This window comes from Micromonospora sp. WMMD754, assembly GCF_049315235.1.
Classification (GTDB): Bacteria; Actinomycetota; Actinomycetes; order Mycobacteriales; family Micromonosporaceae; genus Micromonospora; species Micromonospora sediminicola.
Genome location: NZ_CP186058.1, coordinates 94531 through 110645, shown reverse-complemented (window position 1 = coordinate 110645; position 16115 = coordinate 94531). Strand labels below are relative to the sequence as shown.

Sequence of the window (16115 nt, the reverse complement as noted above, 5' to 3'; positions counted from 1 at the left end):
GGGGGAGAGCGTGGCGAGCGGGACAAGTCGGGACGTGCTCGGCAGAGGGCTACGGGTGCTCGGCCGGGCGATCCGGGAGCAACCGCGCATCTTCACGGTGGCGGTGACCGGCAGTGTGCTCTTCGGCCTCCTCGTGATCGCCAGCGCGTACGTGGTCGGCGGCGTGGTCGGCGAGGTGGTGGTGCCGGCGGTCGAGCGCGGCGAGGTGGGCGGCGGGGTCCTCGCGCTCGCCGCCGCGGCGCTGTTCGGCATCAGCGTGCTGCGGGTGGTCGGCATCTTCGGCCGGCGACTCGGCGCCGGCTACATGCAGTACCGGCTCCAGGCCGCCTACCGCCGCCGGGTCACCCGCCGCTACCTGGACCTGCCGCTGGCCTGGCACCACCGCAACTCCACCGGCACGTTGCTGTCCAACGCCAACTCCGACGTCGAGGCCGCCTGGTATCCGATCGCGCCGCTGCCGTTCGCGGTCGGCACGCTGGTGATGCTGGTCGGCGCGGTGGCCTCGCTCTTCGTCACCGACTGGGCACTCGCGCTGGTCGGCCTCGCCGTCTTTCCCGCGCTGTTCGCGCTCAACGTGGTCTACTCCCGCCGGATGGCGCCCCGCCAGGCCCGGGCCCAGCGCCTGCGCGCCGAGGTCAGCGGCATCGCGCACGAGAGCTTCGACGGCGCGCTGGTGGTCAAGACCATGGGCCGGGAGGCGCAGGAGACCGCCCGTTTCGCCGCCCGCGCCGGCGACCTGCGCGACGCGCTCATCTCGGTCGGCCGGCTGCGCGGCGTCTTCGACCCGATGCTGGAGACGCTGCCCAGCCTCGGCACCCTCGCCGTGCTGGTGGTCGGCGCGATCCGGCTGCGGCAGGGCGCGATCACGGTGACCGAGCTGGTCAGCGTGGCGTTCCTGTTCACCGTGCTGGCCTTCCCGGTGCGGGCCATCGGCTGGGTGCTGGCCGAACTGCCGCGCAGCGTCGCCGGCTGGGACCGGGTCCGCCGGGTCCTCGACACCACCGGCGAGATGCCCTACGGCGAGGTCGCGTTCGACCCGGCCACCCGCACACCGGCCACGCTGGGCTTCGACGACGTGCACTTCGGGTACGAGCCGGCCGAGGCGCACCTGCCCGGCGCCGAGGTGCTCGGTGCGGTGACGTTCACCGTGCCGGCCGGGAAGACCGTCGCGCTGGTCGGGCCGACCGGGGCCGGCAAGTCCACCATCGCGTCGCTGGCCGTGCGGCTGGTCGACCCGGACTCCGGCCGGGTCACGCTCGACGGCGTCGACGTGCGGGAGCTGACCGCCGCGTCGCTCGCCGCGACCGTGGCGCTGGTGGCCCAGGTGCCCTTCGTCTTCGACGACACGGTCCGGGCCAACATCACGCTCGACCGCGACGGCATCGGCGACGACGAGGTGTGGGCGGCGCTGCGGCTCGCCGAGGCGGACGGGTTCGTCGCCGCCCTGCCGGACGGACTGGACACCATGGTCGGCGAGCGCGGCACCTCGCTCTCCGGCGGCCAGCGGCAGCGGCTGACGCTGGCGCGGGCGCTGGCCGGGCGGCCCCGGCTGCTGGTGCTCGACGACGCGACCAGCGCCGTCGACCCACGGGTCGAGGCGGCCATCCTGGCCGGCCTGCGGACTCCCGGTGACGGCGGCGCGCCGGCGTCGATCCTGGTCGTGGCGTACCGGCGGGCCACCATCGCGCTCGCCGACGAGGTGATCTACGTGGAGCAGGGCCGGGTGGTGGCCCGGGGTACGCACACCGAGCTGCTGGCCACCGTGCCCGGCTACGTCGACCTGGTCACCGCGTACGAGCAGGCCGAGCAGGAGCGCGAGCAGAAGCACACGTACGAGGAGGTCGCGCCGGTGCCCTCCGGCCTGGAGATGGAGATGGAGGTGGACCGGTGAGCAGTGTCGCCGCCGAGGGACGGACCGAGTCGACCTGGGGGACGCTGCGGCGCGGGTTGGCGCTCTCCCCGGAGCTGAAGACCGGGCTCGCCGGCACGCTGGCGCTGGCCCTGGTCTACATGATCGGTCGGGTGGCCGTGCCGGTGGCGGTGCAGCGCGGCATCGACCACGGCATCGTCGGCGGGCTCGACCTTGACGTCATCTCGCTCACCGTGACGATCACGGCCGCCGTGCTGGTGGTGACGACCGCCTGCGGCTATCTGATGATGCGCCGGCTGTTCACGGTCAGCGAGACCGCGCTGGCCGGGGTGCGCACCCGGGCGTTCCGGCACGTGCACGACCTGTCCATGCTGCACCAGCAGTCGGAGCGGCGTGGCTCGCTGGTCTCCCGGGTCACCAGCGACGTCGACCAGATCACCCAGTTCCTCCAGTGGGGCGGCGTGATCCTGATCGTGAACCTGGGTCAGCTGCTGGTCACCACCGCCGTGATGCTCGCGTACTCCTGGCAGTTGACGCTGGTGGTGCTCATCGCGTTCACGCCCGCGGTGCTGATCATCCGATCGTTGCAGCGCCGGCTGGCCGGCGCGTACGGGCTGGTCCGGCAGCGCACCGGCACGCTGCTCGGCGCGATCGGCGAGAGCGTGGTGGGCGCCCCGGTGATCCGGGCGTACGGGATCGCCGGGCGCACCGCCCGGCGGCTGGACGCGGCGATCGACGGGCAACGGCTGGCCCAGCAACGGGCGATCCGGATCAGCATCCTGGGCAGCTCGGTCGGCGAGCTGGCCGCCGGCCTGGCGCTGGCCGGGGTGGTGGTGGTCGGGGTCAACCTCGGCGTCGACCGGACGCTGTCGGTCGGCCAGCTCACCGCGTTCCTGTTCCTGGTCACGCTCTTCATCCAGCCGGTGCAGATCGCCACCGAGGTGCTCAACGAGGCGCAGAACGCGATCGCCGGCTGGCGTCGGGTGCTCGACGTGCTCGACGTCGCCCCGGACGTGGCCGACCCGGGCACGCAGGGACGGGACCTGCCGGCCGGTCCGCTGGACGTCCGCTTCGCCGGGGTGACGTTCGCCTACCCGGGCGGTCCGCCGGTGCTGCACGACGTGACGCTGGACATCCCGGCGAAGAGCCGGGTGGCGGTGGTGGGCGAGACCGGCAGCGGCAAGACCACCTTCGCCAAGCTGCTCACCCGGTTGATGGACCCGACCGAGGGCGAGGTGCTGCTCTCCGGCGTCGACCTGCGCCGGGTGCGTTTCGACTCGCTGCGCGCCCGGGTGGTGATGGTGCCGCAGGACGGCTTCCTGTTCGACGCCACGGTCGGGGAGAACGTCCGCTTCGCCCGCCCCGACCTGACCGACGAGCGGCTCACCGCCGCCTTCACCGAGCTGGGCCTGGCCGACTGGCTGGACGGCCTGCCGGCCGGGCTGGACACCCCGGTGGGGGAGCGCGGCGAGGCGCTCAGCGTGGGTGAACGGCAGCTCGTGGCGCTGGCCCGCGCGTACGTCGCCGACCCGGACCTGCTGGTCCTCGACGAGGCGACCAGCGCCGTCGACCCGGCCACCGAGGTACGCCTGCAACGCACCCTGGACGCGGTCACCCGGGGCCGGACCACGCTGGCCATCGCGCACCGGCTCTCCACCGCGCAGGCCGCGGACGAGGTGATCGTGGTGGACCGGGGCCGGATCGTGCAGCGCGGCCCGCACGACGAGCTGGTCCGCGACACCGACTCGGTCTACGCCCTGCTCTACGCCTCCTGGCTGGAACAGACCCGCTGACCCCGGCACCCCGAACGCCCGCGATCTTGCATTTTCGGCCCCCGGTAGGGGTGGATCGTCCCCTTTCATCCGGGCAGCAAGTGCAAGATCGGCGCGGGGGACGGGTCAGCCCGCGTCCAGCGGGCCGGTGAGGTAGCGCTGGACGGTCGGGCCGATCGTGGCGGCCAGGGTGTCCGGCGTCGCGGACGCGACCGGTTCCAGGCGGATCACGTAGCGCATCATGGCCAGGCCGGCGATCTGGGTGGCGACCAGCGCGCCCCGCAGCGGCACCTCGGCCGGGTCGAGGTCGAGCCGGTCGACGACCCGGCGCAGGATCTGCGTGGTCAGGAACTCGCGCAGCAGGCGGGCGGTCCACTGGTTGCTCACGGCGGAGCGGAGCAGGGCCACCGCGGCGGTCCCCGCCGGGGAGTCCCAGACGCCCAGGAACGTGCGGACCAGGCGTTCGCCGACCTCGTCCCGGCCACCCGCCAGCACCCGGGGCACCAGCTCGGCCGGGTCGATCGGGATCGCCATGGCGGCCCGGAACAGGTCCTCCTTGGTGCCGAAGTAGTGGTGCACCAGCGCCGGGTCCACAGCGGCGGCGGCGGCGACCGCCCGGATCGGGGTGGCGTCGAAGCCCCGCTCGGCGAAGGCGGCCCGGGCGGCGGCCAGGATCGACTCCCGGGTGTCCGGGTTGCCGGGCCGCCGGCCGGTGCGTCGTGGGCTCACCCGCTGCGCCGACGCAGCGTCGCGGCGGCCAGCACCAGCGCCGCCACCGCCGCGCCGGCCACGATCGCCACGTCGCGCCAGATGGTGCCGGTCGGCTCGGCGTGGGCGCCGACCTCCTGCAAGGCCTCGACCGCGTACGACAGCGGCAGCGCGTCGCTGACCGCCTGGAGCCAGCCGGCCATCTGCCCGCGCGGCACGAACAGCCCGCAGAGCAGCAGTTGCGGGGCGACCACCACCGGCATGAACTGGACGGCCTGGAACTCGGTGCGGGCGAACGCCGAGCAGAACAGACCGAGCGCCACGGCCAGCACCGCGTTGACCCCGGCGATCAGGACCACCAGCCACGGGCTGCCGGCGGTGTCCAACCCGAACACCTGGTAGGCCACCAGCGAGGCGACGGTGGACTGCACCACCCCGGCCAGGCCGAACGCGATGCCGTAGCCGAAGAGCAGGTCGAGCTTGCCCAGCGGGGTGGTGAGCAGCCGTTCCAGCGTGCCGGTGGTGCGCTCGCGGAGCATGGCGATGCTGGTCACCAGGAACATGATGATGAAGGGGAAGAAGCCCAGCATGATCAGCGCCACCCGGTCGAAGGTGCTCGGCGCGCCGGGCGGGGTGGGCTGGTCGACGTACATGAAGTAGACCAGGGTGAGCAGCACGACCGGCACCACGACGAGCAGCGCCACGGTGCGCCGGTCGTGCCGCAGCTGGCGCAGGATCCGCGCGACGGTGGCGGTCAGGATCTTCGGGTTCACGCGCCGGCCTCCTCGGTGCCGCGGATCAGGCGCAGGAACGCCTCCTCCAGGTCGTCCACGCCGGTGGCGGCGCGCACCGCGGCCGGCGTGTCGTCGGCGACCAGCCGCCCCTCGCGGATCAGCAGCAGCCGGTCGCAGCGGGCCGCCTCGTCCATCACGTGGCTGGAGACCAGCAGCGTGGTGCCGGCGGCAGCCATGGCGTGGAACCGCGCCCAGAGGTCGGCCCGCAGCACCGGGTCCTGACCGACGGTGGGTTCGTCCAGCACCACCAGCTCCGGGTCGCCGACCAGGGCGCAGGCCAGTGAGGCGCGGCTGCGCTGACCGCCGGAGAGCGTGCCGACCAGTTGCCCGGCCGCCGCGGCCAGGCCGACGTCGGCCACCGCGCGGTCGGCCTCGGCGTGCCCCCGGCCGTGCAGCACGGCGAAGTAGCGGGCGTTCTCGCGCACGGTCAGGTCGGCGTAGACGCTGGGCGCCTGCGTCAGGTAGCCGACCCGGTGGCGCAGGTCCGCCGCGCCCGCCGGCCGGCCGAGCACGTCGACCGTGCCGGAGCGCACGCTCTGCACCCCGACGACGGCGCGCATCAGCGTGGTCTTGCCGCTGCCGCTGGGCCCCAGCAGCCCGGTGACCGTGCCCCGGGGCACGGCGCAGCTGATGCCGTGCAGCACCCGCCGTCCACCGCGCTCGATCACCAGGTCACGGACCGACACCGCGTCGTCCATGTCGCCTCCGATAACTCATCAACTGTTGAAATCAACGCTAGATGAATTTCTCCGGTCGGTCAACGGGCTTGACTTCGAGCGGACTCGAACTGGAAGCCTGGACCGGTGGACATCGGTATCCGGGAGAAGAGCCTCAGCGTGGGCGAGGCGGCGGAGCGGGTCGGCCTGACCACCTACACGCTGCGCTGGTACGAGCAGGAGGGGCTGGTCGCCCCCGTCGGGCGGGACTCGGCGGGTCGGCGGCGCTACACCGAGGGCGACGTCAGCTGGCTGTTCCTGCTCACCCGGCTGCGCCGCACCGGGATGCCGGTGCGGGACATGCGCCGCTACGCCGAGCTGGCCCGGCAGGGTGATCGCACGCTCGGCGCGCGGCGGGCGCTGTTCGAGGCGCACCGGGCCCGCGTGCTGGCCCGGATGGCCGAACTGACCGAGGACCTGACGGTCCTCGACCACAAGATCGACGCGTACCGGAGGGCCGAGGAGGAACTGGGCTGAAGTCGCCCAGTAGCGGACACCCGGTCCGCCATCGGGCATTGCGCCGAAGATCGGACTTCCGGCACCATGTCGCGGTGGGTCCCGCTTCGTTGCCCGAGTCCGGATTCCTCGACGAGTGGGCCGCCCGCCTGCGGCAGGCCGCGGACCGGCCGGTCGTCGGGATCATGCTGCGTGGCAGCCACGCCCGGCGGGCCGCCACCGAGCACAGCGACGTCGACGTGGACGTGCTCGTCGCGGCGGACGACGACCGCGCGGTCCGCACCCCCGGAACCACCGCCCCGGCCCGCCCCGCCGGCCCGTACGCGGCCCGCCGCGCCTACCTGACCGAGTTCGACGGCCGGCTGGTGCACGTCTCGGTGGCCGCCCGGGACGTCCGCTCCTGGGTGCACCGGCTCGGTCAGCCCGCCGACTGGGCCTTCGGGCTGCCGGTCACCGCGCCCGCCCGCCTGCTCTGGGCGGTGCCCGAGTGGCGTCGCCGGATCGACCTGCCGGTGCTCTGCCAGCCCGCCGACGAGCCGCGCCTGGAGGAGTTGATCGCCACGCTGGGCAAGGTGGCCGGCGCCCACTGGGCCGACGACCCGATCGGCGTCCGGCTGGCCGCGGCCGACCTGGCCCGGCTCTGCCCCTCGGTGCTGCGGCTGGCCAACCCGACGGTGCGGGTGGTGTCCCGCCGGGCCGCCCTGACCGCCGCGCTGGACCTGCCGGTCGCGCCCCCCGGCTACCGCGCGGACATGCTGCTCTGCCTCGGTCTGCGCCCCGCCGACCCGGCCGAGGTCGGCGCCGCCGCCGGCCGCCTGGTCCGCGGGATCCTCCCGCTGGTCCGCCCGTACGCCGGGGAGATCGCCGAGGTGGCCGGCACGGACCTGGCCGAGGCCTTGGTCGACGGCCGGGTGGAGCGCTACCTGCGCCAGTTGGGCCGGGCGCTGGACCCGGTCGGGCCCGTCCCCCGGGACACGTCGGCGGTGCCGACGCCGCGTGCGGGAGAATGGTCAACCGTGCCCGCCTCTGACGCGCCGGTGACCGGCGCCCCCGCCCGCTCCGGCGGCGCCGCGGCCCCCGGCCCGGCCCGCTCCTCCCGGCTCGACCCGGCCATCGCGGCCAAGCTGCGCCGCACCCCGGACGGCCTGGTCGCCGCCGTGGTCCGCGCGCACGACTCGGGTGAGGTGCTGATGGTCGCCTGGATGGACGACGAGGCGCTGCACCGCACGCTCACCACCGGCCGGGCCACCTACTGGTCGCGCAGCCGGGGGGAGTACTGGGTCAAGGGCGCCACCTCCGGCCACCACCAGTACGTCCGCTCGGTGGCGCTGGACTGCGACGGCGACGCGCTGCTGGTCAGCGTGGAGCAGGTCGGCGCGGCCTGTCACACCGGGCACCGCACCTGCTTCTTCACCGAGCTGCCGGTCAGCTCGCCGGAGGCGACCCCGTGACCGACGGCGCGGTCGCCCCGGACCGGACCACCTTCGCCGAGCTGGCGGCCCGCTGGCGGGTCGTGCCGGTGACCCGACGGCTGCTCGCCGACGCCGAGACCCCGGTGGGGGTCTACCGCAAGCTCGCCGGCGGGCCGGGCACGTTCCTGCTGGAGTCCGCCGAGCAGGGCGTCGGGGCGGCCGGGACCGCCTGGTCGCGCTACTCGTTCATCGGCGTACGCAGCGCCGCCACGCTCACCGAGCGCGACGGCGCGGCCCACTGGACCGGTACGCCGCCGGCCGGCGTGCCCACCACCGGCGACCCGGTCGCCGTGCTCCGGGAGACCGTCGCCGCGCTCGCCGGCCCGGCCTGGGACCCGGCCGGCGACATGCCGCCGCTCACCGGCGGCCTGGTCGGCTACCTCGGCTACGACCTGGTCCGCCGGTTCGAGCGGCTGCCCGAGCTGACCCGCGACGAGCTGGACGTGCCCGAGCTGGGCATGATGCTCGCCACCGACCTGGTGGTGCTCGACCACTACGAGGGCTCGGCGATCCTGGTCGCCAACGCGGTCCTTCCGCCGCCGGACACGCCCGACCGGGACGAGCGGGTCGCCGCCGCGTACCACCACGCGGTGGGCCGCCTCGACGCCATGACCACCGCGCTGTCCCGTCCGATTCCGCCCATGGTCGCCACGGTCGGCCGGCCCGGCGTGGGCGAGGTGGTGAGCCGGACGCCGGAGGGCGGATACCCCAAGGCGGTGGAGGCGGCCAAGGAGGCGATCCGGGCCGGTGAGTGCTTCCAGATCGTGCTCAGCCAGCGTTTCGAGCGCCCCACCGACGCGGACCCGCTCGACGTCTACCGGGTGCTGCGCACCACCAACCCCAGCCCGTACATGTACCTGCTGCGCTTCGACGGCTTCGACATCGTCGGCTCGTCCCCGGAGGCGCATCTCAAGGTCAGCGGCGGTCCGGGTGGGCGGCGCCGGGCCCTGCTGCACCCGATCGCGGGCACCCGCCCGCGCGGCGGCTCGCCGGAGGGCGACGCCAAGTTCGCCACCGAGCTGCTCGCCGACCCGAAGGAGCGCGCCGAGCACGTCATGCTCGTCGACCTGGGCCGCAACGACCTGGGCCGGGTCTGCCGGCCGGGCACGGTGGAGGTGCCGGAGTTCGCCACCATCGAGCGCTACAGCCACGTCATGCACATCGTCTCCACAGTGGTCGGCGAGCTGCGGGAGGACCGCACCGCGTTCGACGCGCTGGCCGCCACGTTCCCCGCCGGCACGCTCTCCGGCGCGCCCAAGGTCCGCGCCATGGAGATCATCGAGGAGCTGGAACCGGTCCGCCGTGGCGTCTACGGCGGCACCGTCGGCTACTTCGCCTTCGGTGGCGACCTGGACATGGCGATCGCCATCCGGACCGCACTGATCCGCGACGGCCGCGCCTACGTGCAGGCCGGCGCCGGGGTGGTGGCCGATTCCGATCCCGCCGCCGAGGAGCAGGAGACCCGGAGCAAGGCCGCCGCGGTACTCGCCGCGATCGCCGCCGCCGAGACGTTGCGGCCGGCCCGATGAGCGCGTCCGGCACGGCCGCGACCGGCGCGCCCGCCGCGCGGGGCCGGCGCGAGCTGGCGTACGCGGTGCTGCTCTGCCTGGCCGGCGCGGGCCTGGCCTGTTGGGCGGTGACCCGGACCTGGTCGGTCGAGGTGACCACCCGCGGGTCGCTGCCGCCCGGGCGGCCGGGCCGCACCGGCGCGGAGCTGCTGCCGTGGGTGTCGGCACTGGCCTGGGTCGGACTGGCCGGCGGCGGCGCGCTGCTGGCGACCGGGGGGCGGCTGCGCCGGGTGCTGGGCGCGCTGTTGGCCGGCATCGGCCTGGCCGTGGCGCTGGGCGGTGGGATCGGGCTCGCCGAGTCGGGGGTGAGCCGGCACTGGCCGGCGCTGGTCCTGGCGGGCGGCCTGGCCCTGGCCGCCGGTGGCGCGTTCTCGGCGCTGCGGGGCGGCGGGTGGCCGGCGATGGGCGCCCGCTACGAGCGGCGGGCGGCGTCGTCGTCGGCCGCGCCGGGCGGCGCCGAGCGGCCGGCGGTCGAGCGGGGCACCCGGGACGCGTGGGACGCGCTGGACCGGGGCGAGGACCCGACGGTCAGCTGACCGGCTGGGCCTCGCGCGCGTCCCGGCGCTCGCGGGCCGCGGCCCGGGCGGCGGCCAGCTCGGCCACCAGCCGCTCCAACTCCCGACGCTGTGCGGCCCGGGCGCGGTCGGCGCAGACCGCCTCCCAGGCGTTGCCCCGGGCGGTACGGGTGCGGCCGTCGCCCGCCACCGCGCGTTCCAGCGTGTGCACCACGCCGACGGCGAGGGAGGCGACGGTCCGGGAGATGGTGGTCAGGCCCATGGTCTGGTTCGGCCCGTTGACGCTCACTGGTTCACCCCGCACGAGATCGTTGGTGACGGTCGGCAGCCGCCTCGTCGAGTCTGCCCGAGGACCATGCTGCCGGGCTCACGTTTCGGCGCCGTGAAGCCCAGGTCAACGGTCCGACAGAGGGAGCGACCAGGGCAGGGCCGGAGGTCCTTGAGCTTGGTCACAGTCGCGCGGGACCCGCCCCGCTGCGGCGCCGGAGCGGTCGTGGTGAGATAGGGCATGGGCGGCGATCGATACGCACGGTGGCGCTGCGTGACACCGCGTTCACCAGAAGTCGGCCATCATGCCACAGCCCGTTTCGTGAGGTGCGCCATACCCCCCGGCACGTGTCGCCAGGTGGCGCCCCCTAGCATCGGCCCATGACACCCGGAGAGGGGAGTCCGTTGGTGACTGCTGAGCATGCGCACGCGGAGGGGGACGACGCCGCAGGGGCGCCGTCCGCAGGCGTGCTCGACGAGATCCTGGCCGGCGTCCGCGAGGACGTGGCCCGGCGCCAGGAGCAGGTTCCGCTGGAGCGGATCCGCGAGCTGGCCGCGGCCGCGCCGCCGCCGCTGGACGCGTACGCGGCGCTGCGCCGGCCCGGCGTGGCCGTGATCGCCGAGGTGAAGCGCTCGTCGCCGTCCAAGGGGCGGTTGGCCGAGATCGCCGACCCGGCCGACCTGGCCGGTGACTACGCGGCCGGTGGGGCGCGGGCGATCAGCGTGCTGACCGAGGGCCGCTGGTTCGGCGGGTCGCTGGACGACCTGGCCGCGGTCCGGGCCGCGGTGAACGTGCCGGTGCTGCGCAAGGACTTCGTGGTCTCCAGCTACCAGGTGCACGAGGCGCGGGCGCACGGCGCCGACCTGGTGCTGCTGATCGTCGCCGCGCTGGAGCAGAACGCGCTGGTGGGGCTGCTGGAGCGGATCGAGTCGCTGGGCATGACCGCGCTGGTCGAGGTGCACACCGAGGAGGAGGCGGACCGGGCCCTGGAGGCCGGCGCCCAGGTGATCGGTGTCAACGCCCGTGACCTGCGTACCCTGGAGGTCGACCGCTCGGTGTTCGAGCGGATCGCGCCCGGCCTGCCCAGCAACGTCGTCAAGATCGCCGAGTCCGGCGTGCGCGGCCCGCACGACCTGATCCGCTACGCCTCGGCCGGCGCCGACGCCGTCCTGGTGGGCGAGGGACTGGTCACCCAGAAGAGCCCCCGTGAGGCGGTCGCCGAGCTGGTCAACGCCGGTAACCACCCGGCCACGCCCCGCCCGGTGCGCTGACCCGCGCCGGGCCACCCGACCCGAGAGGACGCCCGCGATGAGCGCCGCACCCGCAGCCGGCCAGGTCCCTGACGCCGCCGGCCACTTCGGCCGTTTCGGCGGCCGGTTCGTCCCCGAGGCGCTGGTCGCCGCGCTGGACGAGTTGGACGCGGCGTACCGCAAGGCGATGGGCGACGAGGAGTTCCTCGCCGAGTTCGACGCGCTGCTGCGCGACTATGCCGGCACCCCCTCGAAGCTGTACGAGGCCCGGCGGCTGTCCGCCCAGCTCGGCGCCCGGATCCTGCTCAAGCGGGAGGACCTCAACCACACCGGCGCGCACAAGGTCCGCAACGTCCTCGGTCAGGCGTTGCTCACCCGGCGGATGGGCAAGCGACGGGTGATCGCCGAGACCGGCGCCGGCCAGCACGGCGTGGCCACCGCGACCGCCGCCGCCCTGTTCGACCTCGAGTGCGTCGTCTACATGGGCGCGGTGGACACCGAGCGGCAGGCGCTCAACGTGGCCCGGATGCGCATGCTCGGCGCCACCGTCGTCCCGGTCACCACCGGCTCGCGCACGCTCAAGGACGCGATGAACGAGGCGATGCGGGACTGGGTCGCCAACGTCGACACGACCCACTACCTGATCGGCACCGCCGCCGGGCCGCACCCGTTCCCGGAGATGGTTCGGGACTTCGTGCGCGGCATCGGTGTCGAGGCCCGCCAGCAGTGCCTGGACCTGACCGGCGCGCTGCCGGACGCCGTCGCGGCCTGCGTCGGTGGCGGCTCCAACGCGCTGGGCATCTTCCACGCCTTCGTGCCCGACACCGGGGTCCGGCTCTACGGTTTCGAGGCCGGCGGCGAGGGCGTCGCGACCGGCCGGCACGCGGCCAGCATCACCGGCGGCTCGTCGGGCGTGCTGCACGGCACCCGCACGTACGTCCTGCAGAACGCCGACGGCCAGACCATCGAGTCGCACTCGATCTCGGCCGGTCTGGACTACCCGGGCGTCGGGCCGGAGCACGCCTGGCTGCACGACACCGGCCGGGCCACCTACCTGCCGGTCGACGACGCCGAGGCGATGGCCGCGTTCGAGCTGCTCTGCCGCACCGAGGGCGTGATCCCGGCGATCGAGAGCGCGCACGCGCTGGCCGGTGCCAAGCGCATCGCCCCGGAACTCGCCGCCGAGCTGGGCCGCGAGCCGGTGATCGTGGTCAACCTCTCCGGTCGGGGCGACAAGGACGTCCACACCGCCGGGGCGTACTTCGGCATCCTCGACAAGGAGTGACTGCGTGAGCCGCATCGGGGTCGCGTTCGACAAGGCCCGGGCCGACGGGCGGGCCGTGCTGATCGGCTGCATGCCGGCCGGCTTCCCGACCGTCGAGGGCAGCATCGCCGCCATGACCGCCATGGTCGAGGCGGGTGTGGACGTCATCGAGGTGGAGATCCCCTACTCCGACCCGGTGATGGACGGCCCGGTCATCCAGAAGGCCAGCGACATCGCCCTGGCCGGCGGCGTACGCACCGCCGACGCGTTGCGCGTGGTCGAGGCGGTCGCCGCGACCGGGGCGTCCGTGGTGACGATGACCTACTGGAACCCCATCGAGCAGTACGGCCCGGACGCGTTCGCCCGCGACATGGCCGCCGCCGGCGGCACCGGCCTCATCACGCCCGACCTGATCCCCGACGAGGCGGCCGAGTGGCTGGCCGCCTCCGACGCGCACGGCCTGGACCGGACGTTCCTGGTGTCGCCGTCCTCCACCGACGCGCGGCTGCGGATGACCGTCGAGCACTGCCGTGGCTTCGTCTACGCCACCGCGATCATGGGAGTCACCGGCGCCCGGTCGCAGACCTCCGAGGCCGCCCCGGTCCTGGTCTCCCGGCTCCGTGAGGTCACCGACCTGCCGGTCGGGGTCGGGCTGGGCGTGGGCACCGGCGCGCAGGCCGCGACCGTCGCCGGCTACGCCGACGCGGTGATCGTGGGCAGCGCGCTGGTCCGGTGCGTGCTCGACGCCCCGGACCAGGCCGCCGGCCTCACCGCCCTGCGCACGCTCAGCGCCGAACTGGCCGAAGGCGTCCGCAACCCGGTCCGCTGACCGTCTCCGCCAGCCGTCCGGCACTTGTCGGGCTCGCATCGGCCGCCGTCGGGCCGGTGTCGGGCGCCCGTCGGGTCTCCGCGCTCGCACGGGCACCGCTCAGACTCGCACTGGGCACTGGGCAGGGCTCGGACCGGGCGCCGGGCTGGCTCGCGCCGGGTGCCGGGCAGGCTCGCGCCAAATCCGTCGGTTCCCGCCGCCCGAGATCGGGCCACCCCCGCCGCACGCCTTTCGAGCTGAGTCGTTCGTGATATCGCGCTGCCCCAAGGGCGCAGCGGGCCGTCTTCGCGCGCACGGTTGACGCCACGCTGCCGAGAAGGCGCTGCTTGGCTCACCCCGCTACCGCCGGTCCGGCCGAGTGGCGTCCGGTCCTGCGCAGTCCCGGCGATGCCCGCCGTCCTGGTGAGATCCCCTCCCGTGCGCTGAGTCGTTACTGATATCAGCTCGACAGGCGTCGGAAAGAGACCCAGCCCGGTCTCAGCGCGACAGGCGTCGGGAAGAGACCCGGCCGGTCGAGCGATTCGAGGCGGCCCTCTCCGGCCGACAGGCCGCCCGGGGCTGACCCCGACACAGTGGCGGCTCGCCACGCGTCGGCCGTGACCTCGCGTCGGCCGTGACCTCGCGTCGGCCGTGACCTCGCGTCGGCCCCTGCTCGGCGTCGGACCTCGATCGCGCCGGCCTGCTCAGTGCCGATGCCGCTCAGCGCCGGCCGGTGTCGAGGCCACCTGGCGACCGCTGGCCGGGCGCCGTGCCGACGCCGTCGGACGGATGCGCGTCCGCCCGCGGCGGGTCGGCGGCGGGCGTGTTCCGGAGCACGCCGGAACGGCCGGCGAGCGCGTCCGCGACGGCGGCCCGGGTGGCGGGGGTGAGCGCGCGGGGCAGTGCGTCAGAGGGATGCCACTCGGGATGGCAGCCGGGTGCCGTTTCGGCGGCCGGAGCCCCATTCGCAAGCTGGGCGCGGAACACGTGCACCAGGACGTCCGGCGCACGGCCGCAACGGCCGGCCGGGGGCACGGGAGCGCTCGGGTCGGCGACCAGGTAGAGGCCGACCAGGTCGACCAGTTCGACGAGCCGGCCGGTCTCCGCGCGGATCGACCGGACGGCGGCGTCGGGCGGGCTCTCGTCGTGGCGCAGCCGCCCGCCCGGCAGGCCCCAGCGGGGCACGCCGCCGGAGCGCCGGCAGAGCAGCACCCGGCCGGACCCGTCGCTGACGACCGCGGCGACCGCCCAGGTGAGCGCGCTCATGGACAAAGAGCGTACGGCCGCGCAAACCAGAAGTCATGCGGCTCCACGACGCGGCGGACCGGGGTGCCGCACACACGGTCCGCACCGGTACCGTGTGCACCCGTGACCCTCGCCCCGATGACCCCACTGGCGGCCATGCCCAGCCCCAGCACCGCCGTCTGGCAGCTCGGTCCCTTTCCGATCCGGGCGTACGCGCTCTGCATCATCGCCGGCATCGCGGTGGCCTGCGTGGTCACCGAGTACCGGCTGCGCCGCCGTGGCGTAGCCCCGGGCGCGGTGCTCGACATCGCGGTCTGGGCGGTGCCGGCGGGCATCGTCGGCGCCCGGATCTACCACGTGATCACCTCGCCGGAGAAATACTTCGGCGCCGGCGGTGAGCCGATCAAGGCGCTCTACATCTGGGAGGGTGGCCTCGGCATCTGGGGCGCGGTGGCCGGCGGCGCGGTGGGCGCCTGGCTCGCCGCCCGGCAGCTGGGCATCCCGCTCACCGTGGTGGCCGACGCGCTGGCGCCGGGGATGCCGCTGGCCCAGGCGATCGGCCGGCTGGGCAACTGGTTCAACAACGAGCTGTACGGCGGGCGGACGACCCTGCCCTGGGGTCTCGAGGTGCACGTGATGGACCCGGACAACCCGGGTCACGCGTTGCGCGACGACGCCGGCAACCCGGTCCTGCAACCCGGGCTCTACCACCCGACGTTCCTCTACGAACTGCTCTGGAACGTCGGCGTCGCCGCGCTGGTGCTGATTCTGGACCGCCGGCTGCGGCTGGGCCGGGGCCGCGCCTTCGCGCTCTACGTGATGGGTTACACGGCGGGCCGGTTCTGGATCGAGCTGATGCGCACCGACGAGGCCAACCACATCCTCGGCGTGCGGCTCAACGTCTGGACCGCCGCGCTGGTCTTCCTCGGCGCGCTCGTCTACTTCGTGCGGGTCCGCGGTCCCCGGGAATACCTCGTCCCGGTGGGTGAGCCGGCCGCCCCGGTGGCGCCGGCCGGCGACGTGTCCCAGGTCGACCTCTCGGCCGGCGAGGCCGGCGCGCGGCCGGTCGCGCCGGAGGGGTACCGGGTGGTGACCGAGGACCAGTTCCGCGCGTACCGGGAAACCGGCGCGCTGCCCCCGACGGAACCGGCGGCGACCGACGACGCGGACCGTGCGGTGACCGACGACGACGCGGACCGTGCGGCCTCCGACGACGATGCGGACCGTGCGGTGACCGACGACACGGACCGGCCGGACCGCGCGGCGACCGACGGCCCGGACGACGCGTCGGCCGACCGGGCCGGGGCCGGCGACGACCCGGCCGGGGCGGACCACACGGACGGGACCGACCGCGCGGACGCCGGTCGGGCGGACGCCGGCGGGCGCCCGACGGACCGGGACAGCTGAGC

General features: G+C 74.7%; 15 protein-coding genes and 1 pseudogene. 11 read left to right on the top strand and 5 right to left on the bottom strand.

Annotated elements, in window-relative coordinates; translation table 11 throughout:
- The first annotated feature begins 10 nt into the window (after positions 1 to 10).
- Positions 11 to 1891 carry an ABC transporter ATP-binding protein gene (locus ACN27B_RS00480; RefSeq protein ID WP_422742974.1) on the top strand — a complete coding sequence of 627 codons (1881 nt, stop codon included), beginning with the start codon at positions 11 to 13 and terminating at the stop codon, positions 1889 to 1891.
- Positions 1888 to 3663 carry an ABC transporter ATP-binding protein gene (locus ACN27B_RS00475; protein ID WP_422742972.1) on the top strand — a complete coding sequence of 592 codons (1776 nt, stop codon included), beginning with the start codon at positions 1888 to 1890 and terminating at the stop codon, positions 3661 to 3663. Before ACN27B_RS00480 ends, ACN27B_RS00475 begins: the two co-directional genes overlap by 4 nt.
- 105 nt (positions 3664 to 3768) lie before the next feature.
- On the opposite strand, the gene ACN27B_RS00470 is transcribed toward ACN27B_RS00475, so the two are convergent.
- From ACN27B_RS00470 to ACN27B_RS00460, 3 genes are read right to left on the bottom strand one after another with little or no spacing between them, the layout of a single operon-like run.
- A complete protein-coding gene (locus ACN27B_RS00470; RefSeq protein WP_099164314.1) occupies positions 3769 to 4371 on the bottom strand; it encodes a TetR family transcriptional regulator in 603 nt (200 codons plus the stop codon).
- A complete protein-coding gene (locus ACN27B_RS00465; RefSeq protein WP_422742969.1) occupies positions 4368 to 5123 on the bottom strand; it encodes an ABC transporter permease in 756 nt (251 codons plus the stop codon). The genes ACN27B_RS00470 and ACN27B_RS00465 overlap by 4 nt, the downstream gene beginning before the upstream one ends.
- On the bottom strand, positions 5120 to 5842 hold the full coding sequence (locus tag ACN27B_RS00460) for an ABC transporter ATP-binding protein (RefSeq protein ID WP_099164316.1): 723 nt from the start codon (positions 5840 to 5842) through the stop codon (positions 5120 to 5122). Before ACN27B_RS00460 ends, ACN27B_RS00465 begins: the two co-directional genes overlap by 4 nt.
- A gap of 105 nt (positions 5843 to 5947) precedes the next feature.
- Here ACN27B_RS00460 and ACN27B_RS00455 point away from each other — a divergent pair, with 105 nt between their 5' ends.
- From ACN27B_RS00455 to ACN27B_RS00435, 5 genes and pseudogenes are all read left to right on the top strand, one after another.
- Positions 5948 to 6337, top strand: coding sequence for a MerR family transcriptional regulator (locus ACN27B_RS00455; protein ID WP_099164317.1), 390 nt, complete (start codon positions 5948 to 5950; stop codon positions 6335 to 6337).
- 164 nt (positions 6338 to 6501) lie between these two features.
- Positions 6502 to 7152, top strand: a pseudogene (locus ACN27B_RS00450) (phosphoribosyl-AMP cyclohydrolase); the annotation flags it as partial.
- Positions 7153 to 7332: 180 nt separating this feature from the next.
- Positions 7333 to 7767: a phosphoribosyl-AMP cyclohydrolase gene (gene hisI / locus ACN27B_RS00445; protein ID WP_396824182.1), complete on the top strand. Its 435-nt coding sequence runs from the start codon at positions 7333 to 7335 to the stop codon at positions 7765 to 7767.
- Positions 7764 to 9317, top strand: coding sequence for an anthranilate synthase component I (locus tag ACN27B_RS00440; RefSeq protein WP_099164318.1), 1554 nt, complete (start codon positions 7764 to 7766; stop codon positions 9315 to 9317). The genes hisI and ACN27B_RS00440 overlap by 4 nt, the downstream gene beginning before the upstream one ends.
- Positions 9314 to 9892, top strand: a complete 579-nt coding sequence (locus ACN27B_RS00435) for a Trp biosynthesis-associated membrane protein (protein WP_422742966.1) — start codon at positions 9314 to 9316, stop codon at positions 9890 to 9892. The genes ACN27B_RS00440 and ACN27B_RS00435 overlap by 4 nt, the downstream gene beginning before the upstream one ends.
- On the opposite strand, the gene ACN27B_RS00430 is transcribed toward ACN27B_RS00435, so the two are convergent.
- The gene (locus tag ACN27B_RS00430) at positions 9885 to 10133 is read right to left on the bottom strand and encodes a hypothetical protein (protein ID WP_172968087.1); all 249 of its coding nucleotides are present in this window, start codon (positions 10131 to 10133) and stop codon (positions 9885 to 9887) included. The two genes, ACN27B_RS00435 and ACN27B_RS00430, sit on opposite strands and share 8 nt — an antisense overlap.
- Positions 10134 to 10606: 473 nt before the next feature.
- Between ACN27B_RS00430 and trpC the strand changes: the two genes are divergently transcribed.
- The 3 genes from trpC to trpA are packed head-to-tail and all read left to right on the top strand — an operon-like array spanning position 10607 to position 13482.
- Positions 10607 to 11410, top strand: a complete 804-nt coding sequence (trpC, locus tag ACN27B_RS00425; protein ID WP_172968088.1) for an indole-3-glycerol phosphate synthase TrpC — start codon at positions 10607 to 10609, stop codon at positions 11408 to 11410.
- A 37-nt stretch (positions 11411 to 11447) separates the two neighbouring features.
- Positions 11448 to 12674 carry a tryptophan synthase subunit beta gene (gene trpB / locus ACN27B_RS00420; RefSeq protein ID WP_099164320.1) on the top strand — a complete coding sequence of 409 codons (1227 nt, stop codon included), beginning with the start codon at positions 11448 to 11450 and terminating at the stop codon, positions 12672 to 12674.
- Positions 12675 to 12678: 4 nt separating this feature from the next.
- Entirely contained in the window at positions 12679 to 13482 is an 804-nt protein-coding gene (gene trpA / locus ACN27B_RS00415) for a tryptophan synthase subunit alpha (protein ID WP_396824155.1), read from the top strand.
- A gap of 699 nt (positions 13483 to 14181) precedes the next feature.
- Here trpA and ACN27B_RS00410 read toward each other — a convergent pair.
- The gene (locus ACN27B_RS00410; protein WP_422742963.1) at positions 14182 to 14727 is read right to left on the bottom strand and encodes an NUDIX hydrolase; all 546 of its coding nucleotides are present in this window, start codon (positions 14725 to 14727) and stop codon (positions 14182 to 14184) included.
- 102 nt (positions 14728 to 14829) lie between these two features.
- On the opposite strand from ACN27B_RS00410, the gene lgt reads away from it, so the two are divergent.
- Positions 14830 to 16113: a prolipoprotein diacylglyceryl transferase gene (lgt, locus tag ACN27B_RS00405; RefSeq protein ID WP_422742961.1), complete on the top strand. Its 1284-nt coding sequence runs from the start codon at positions 14830 to 14832 to the stop codon at positions 16111 to 16113.
- Positions 16114 to 16115: the final 2 nt, after the last annotated feature.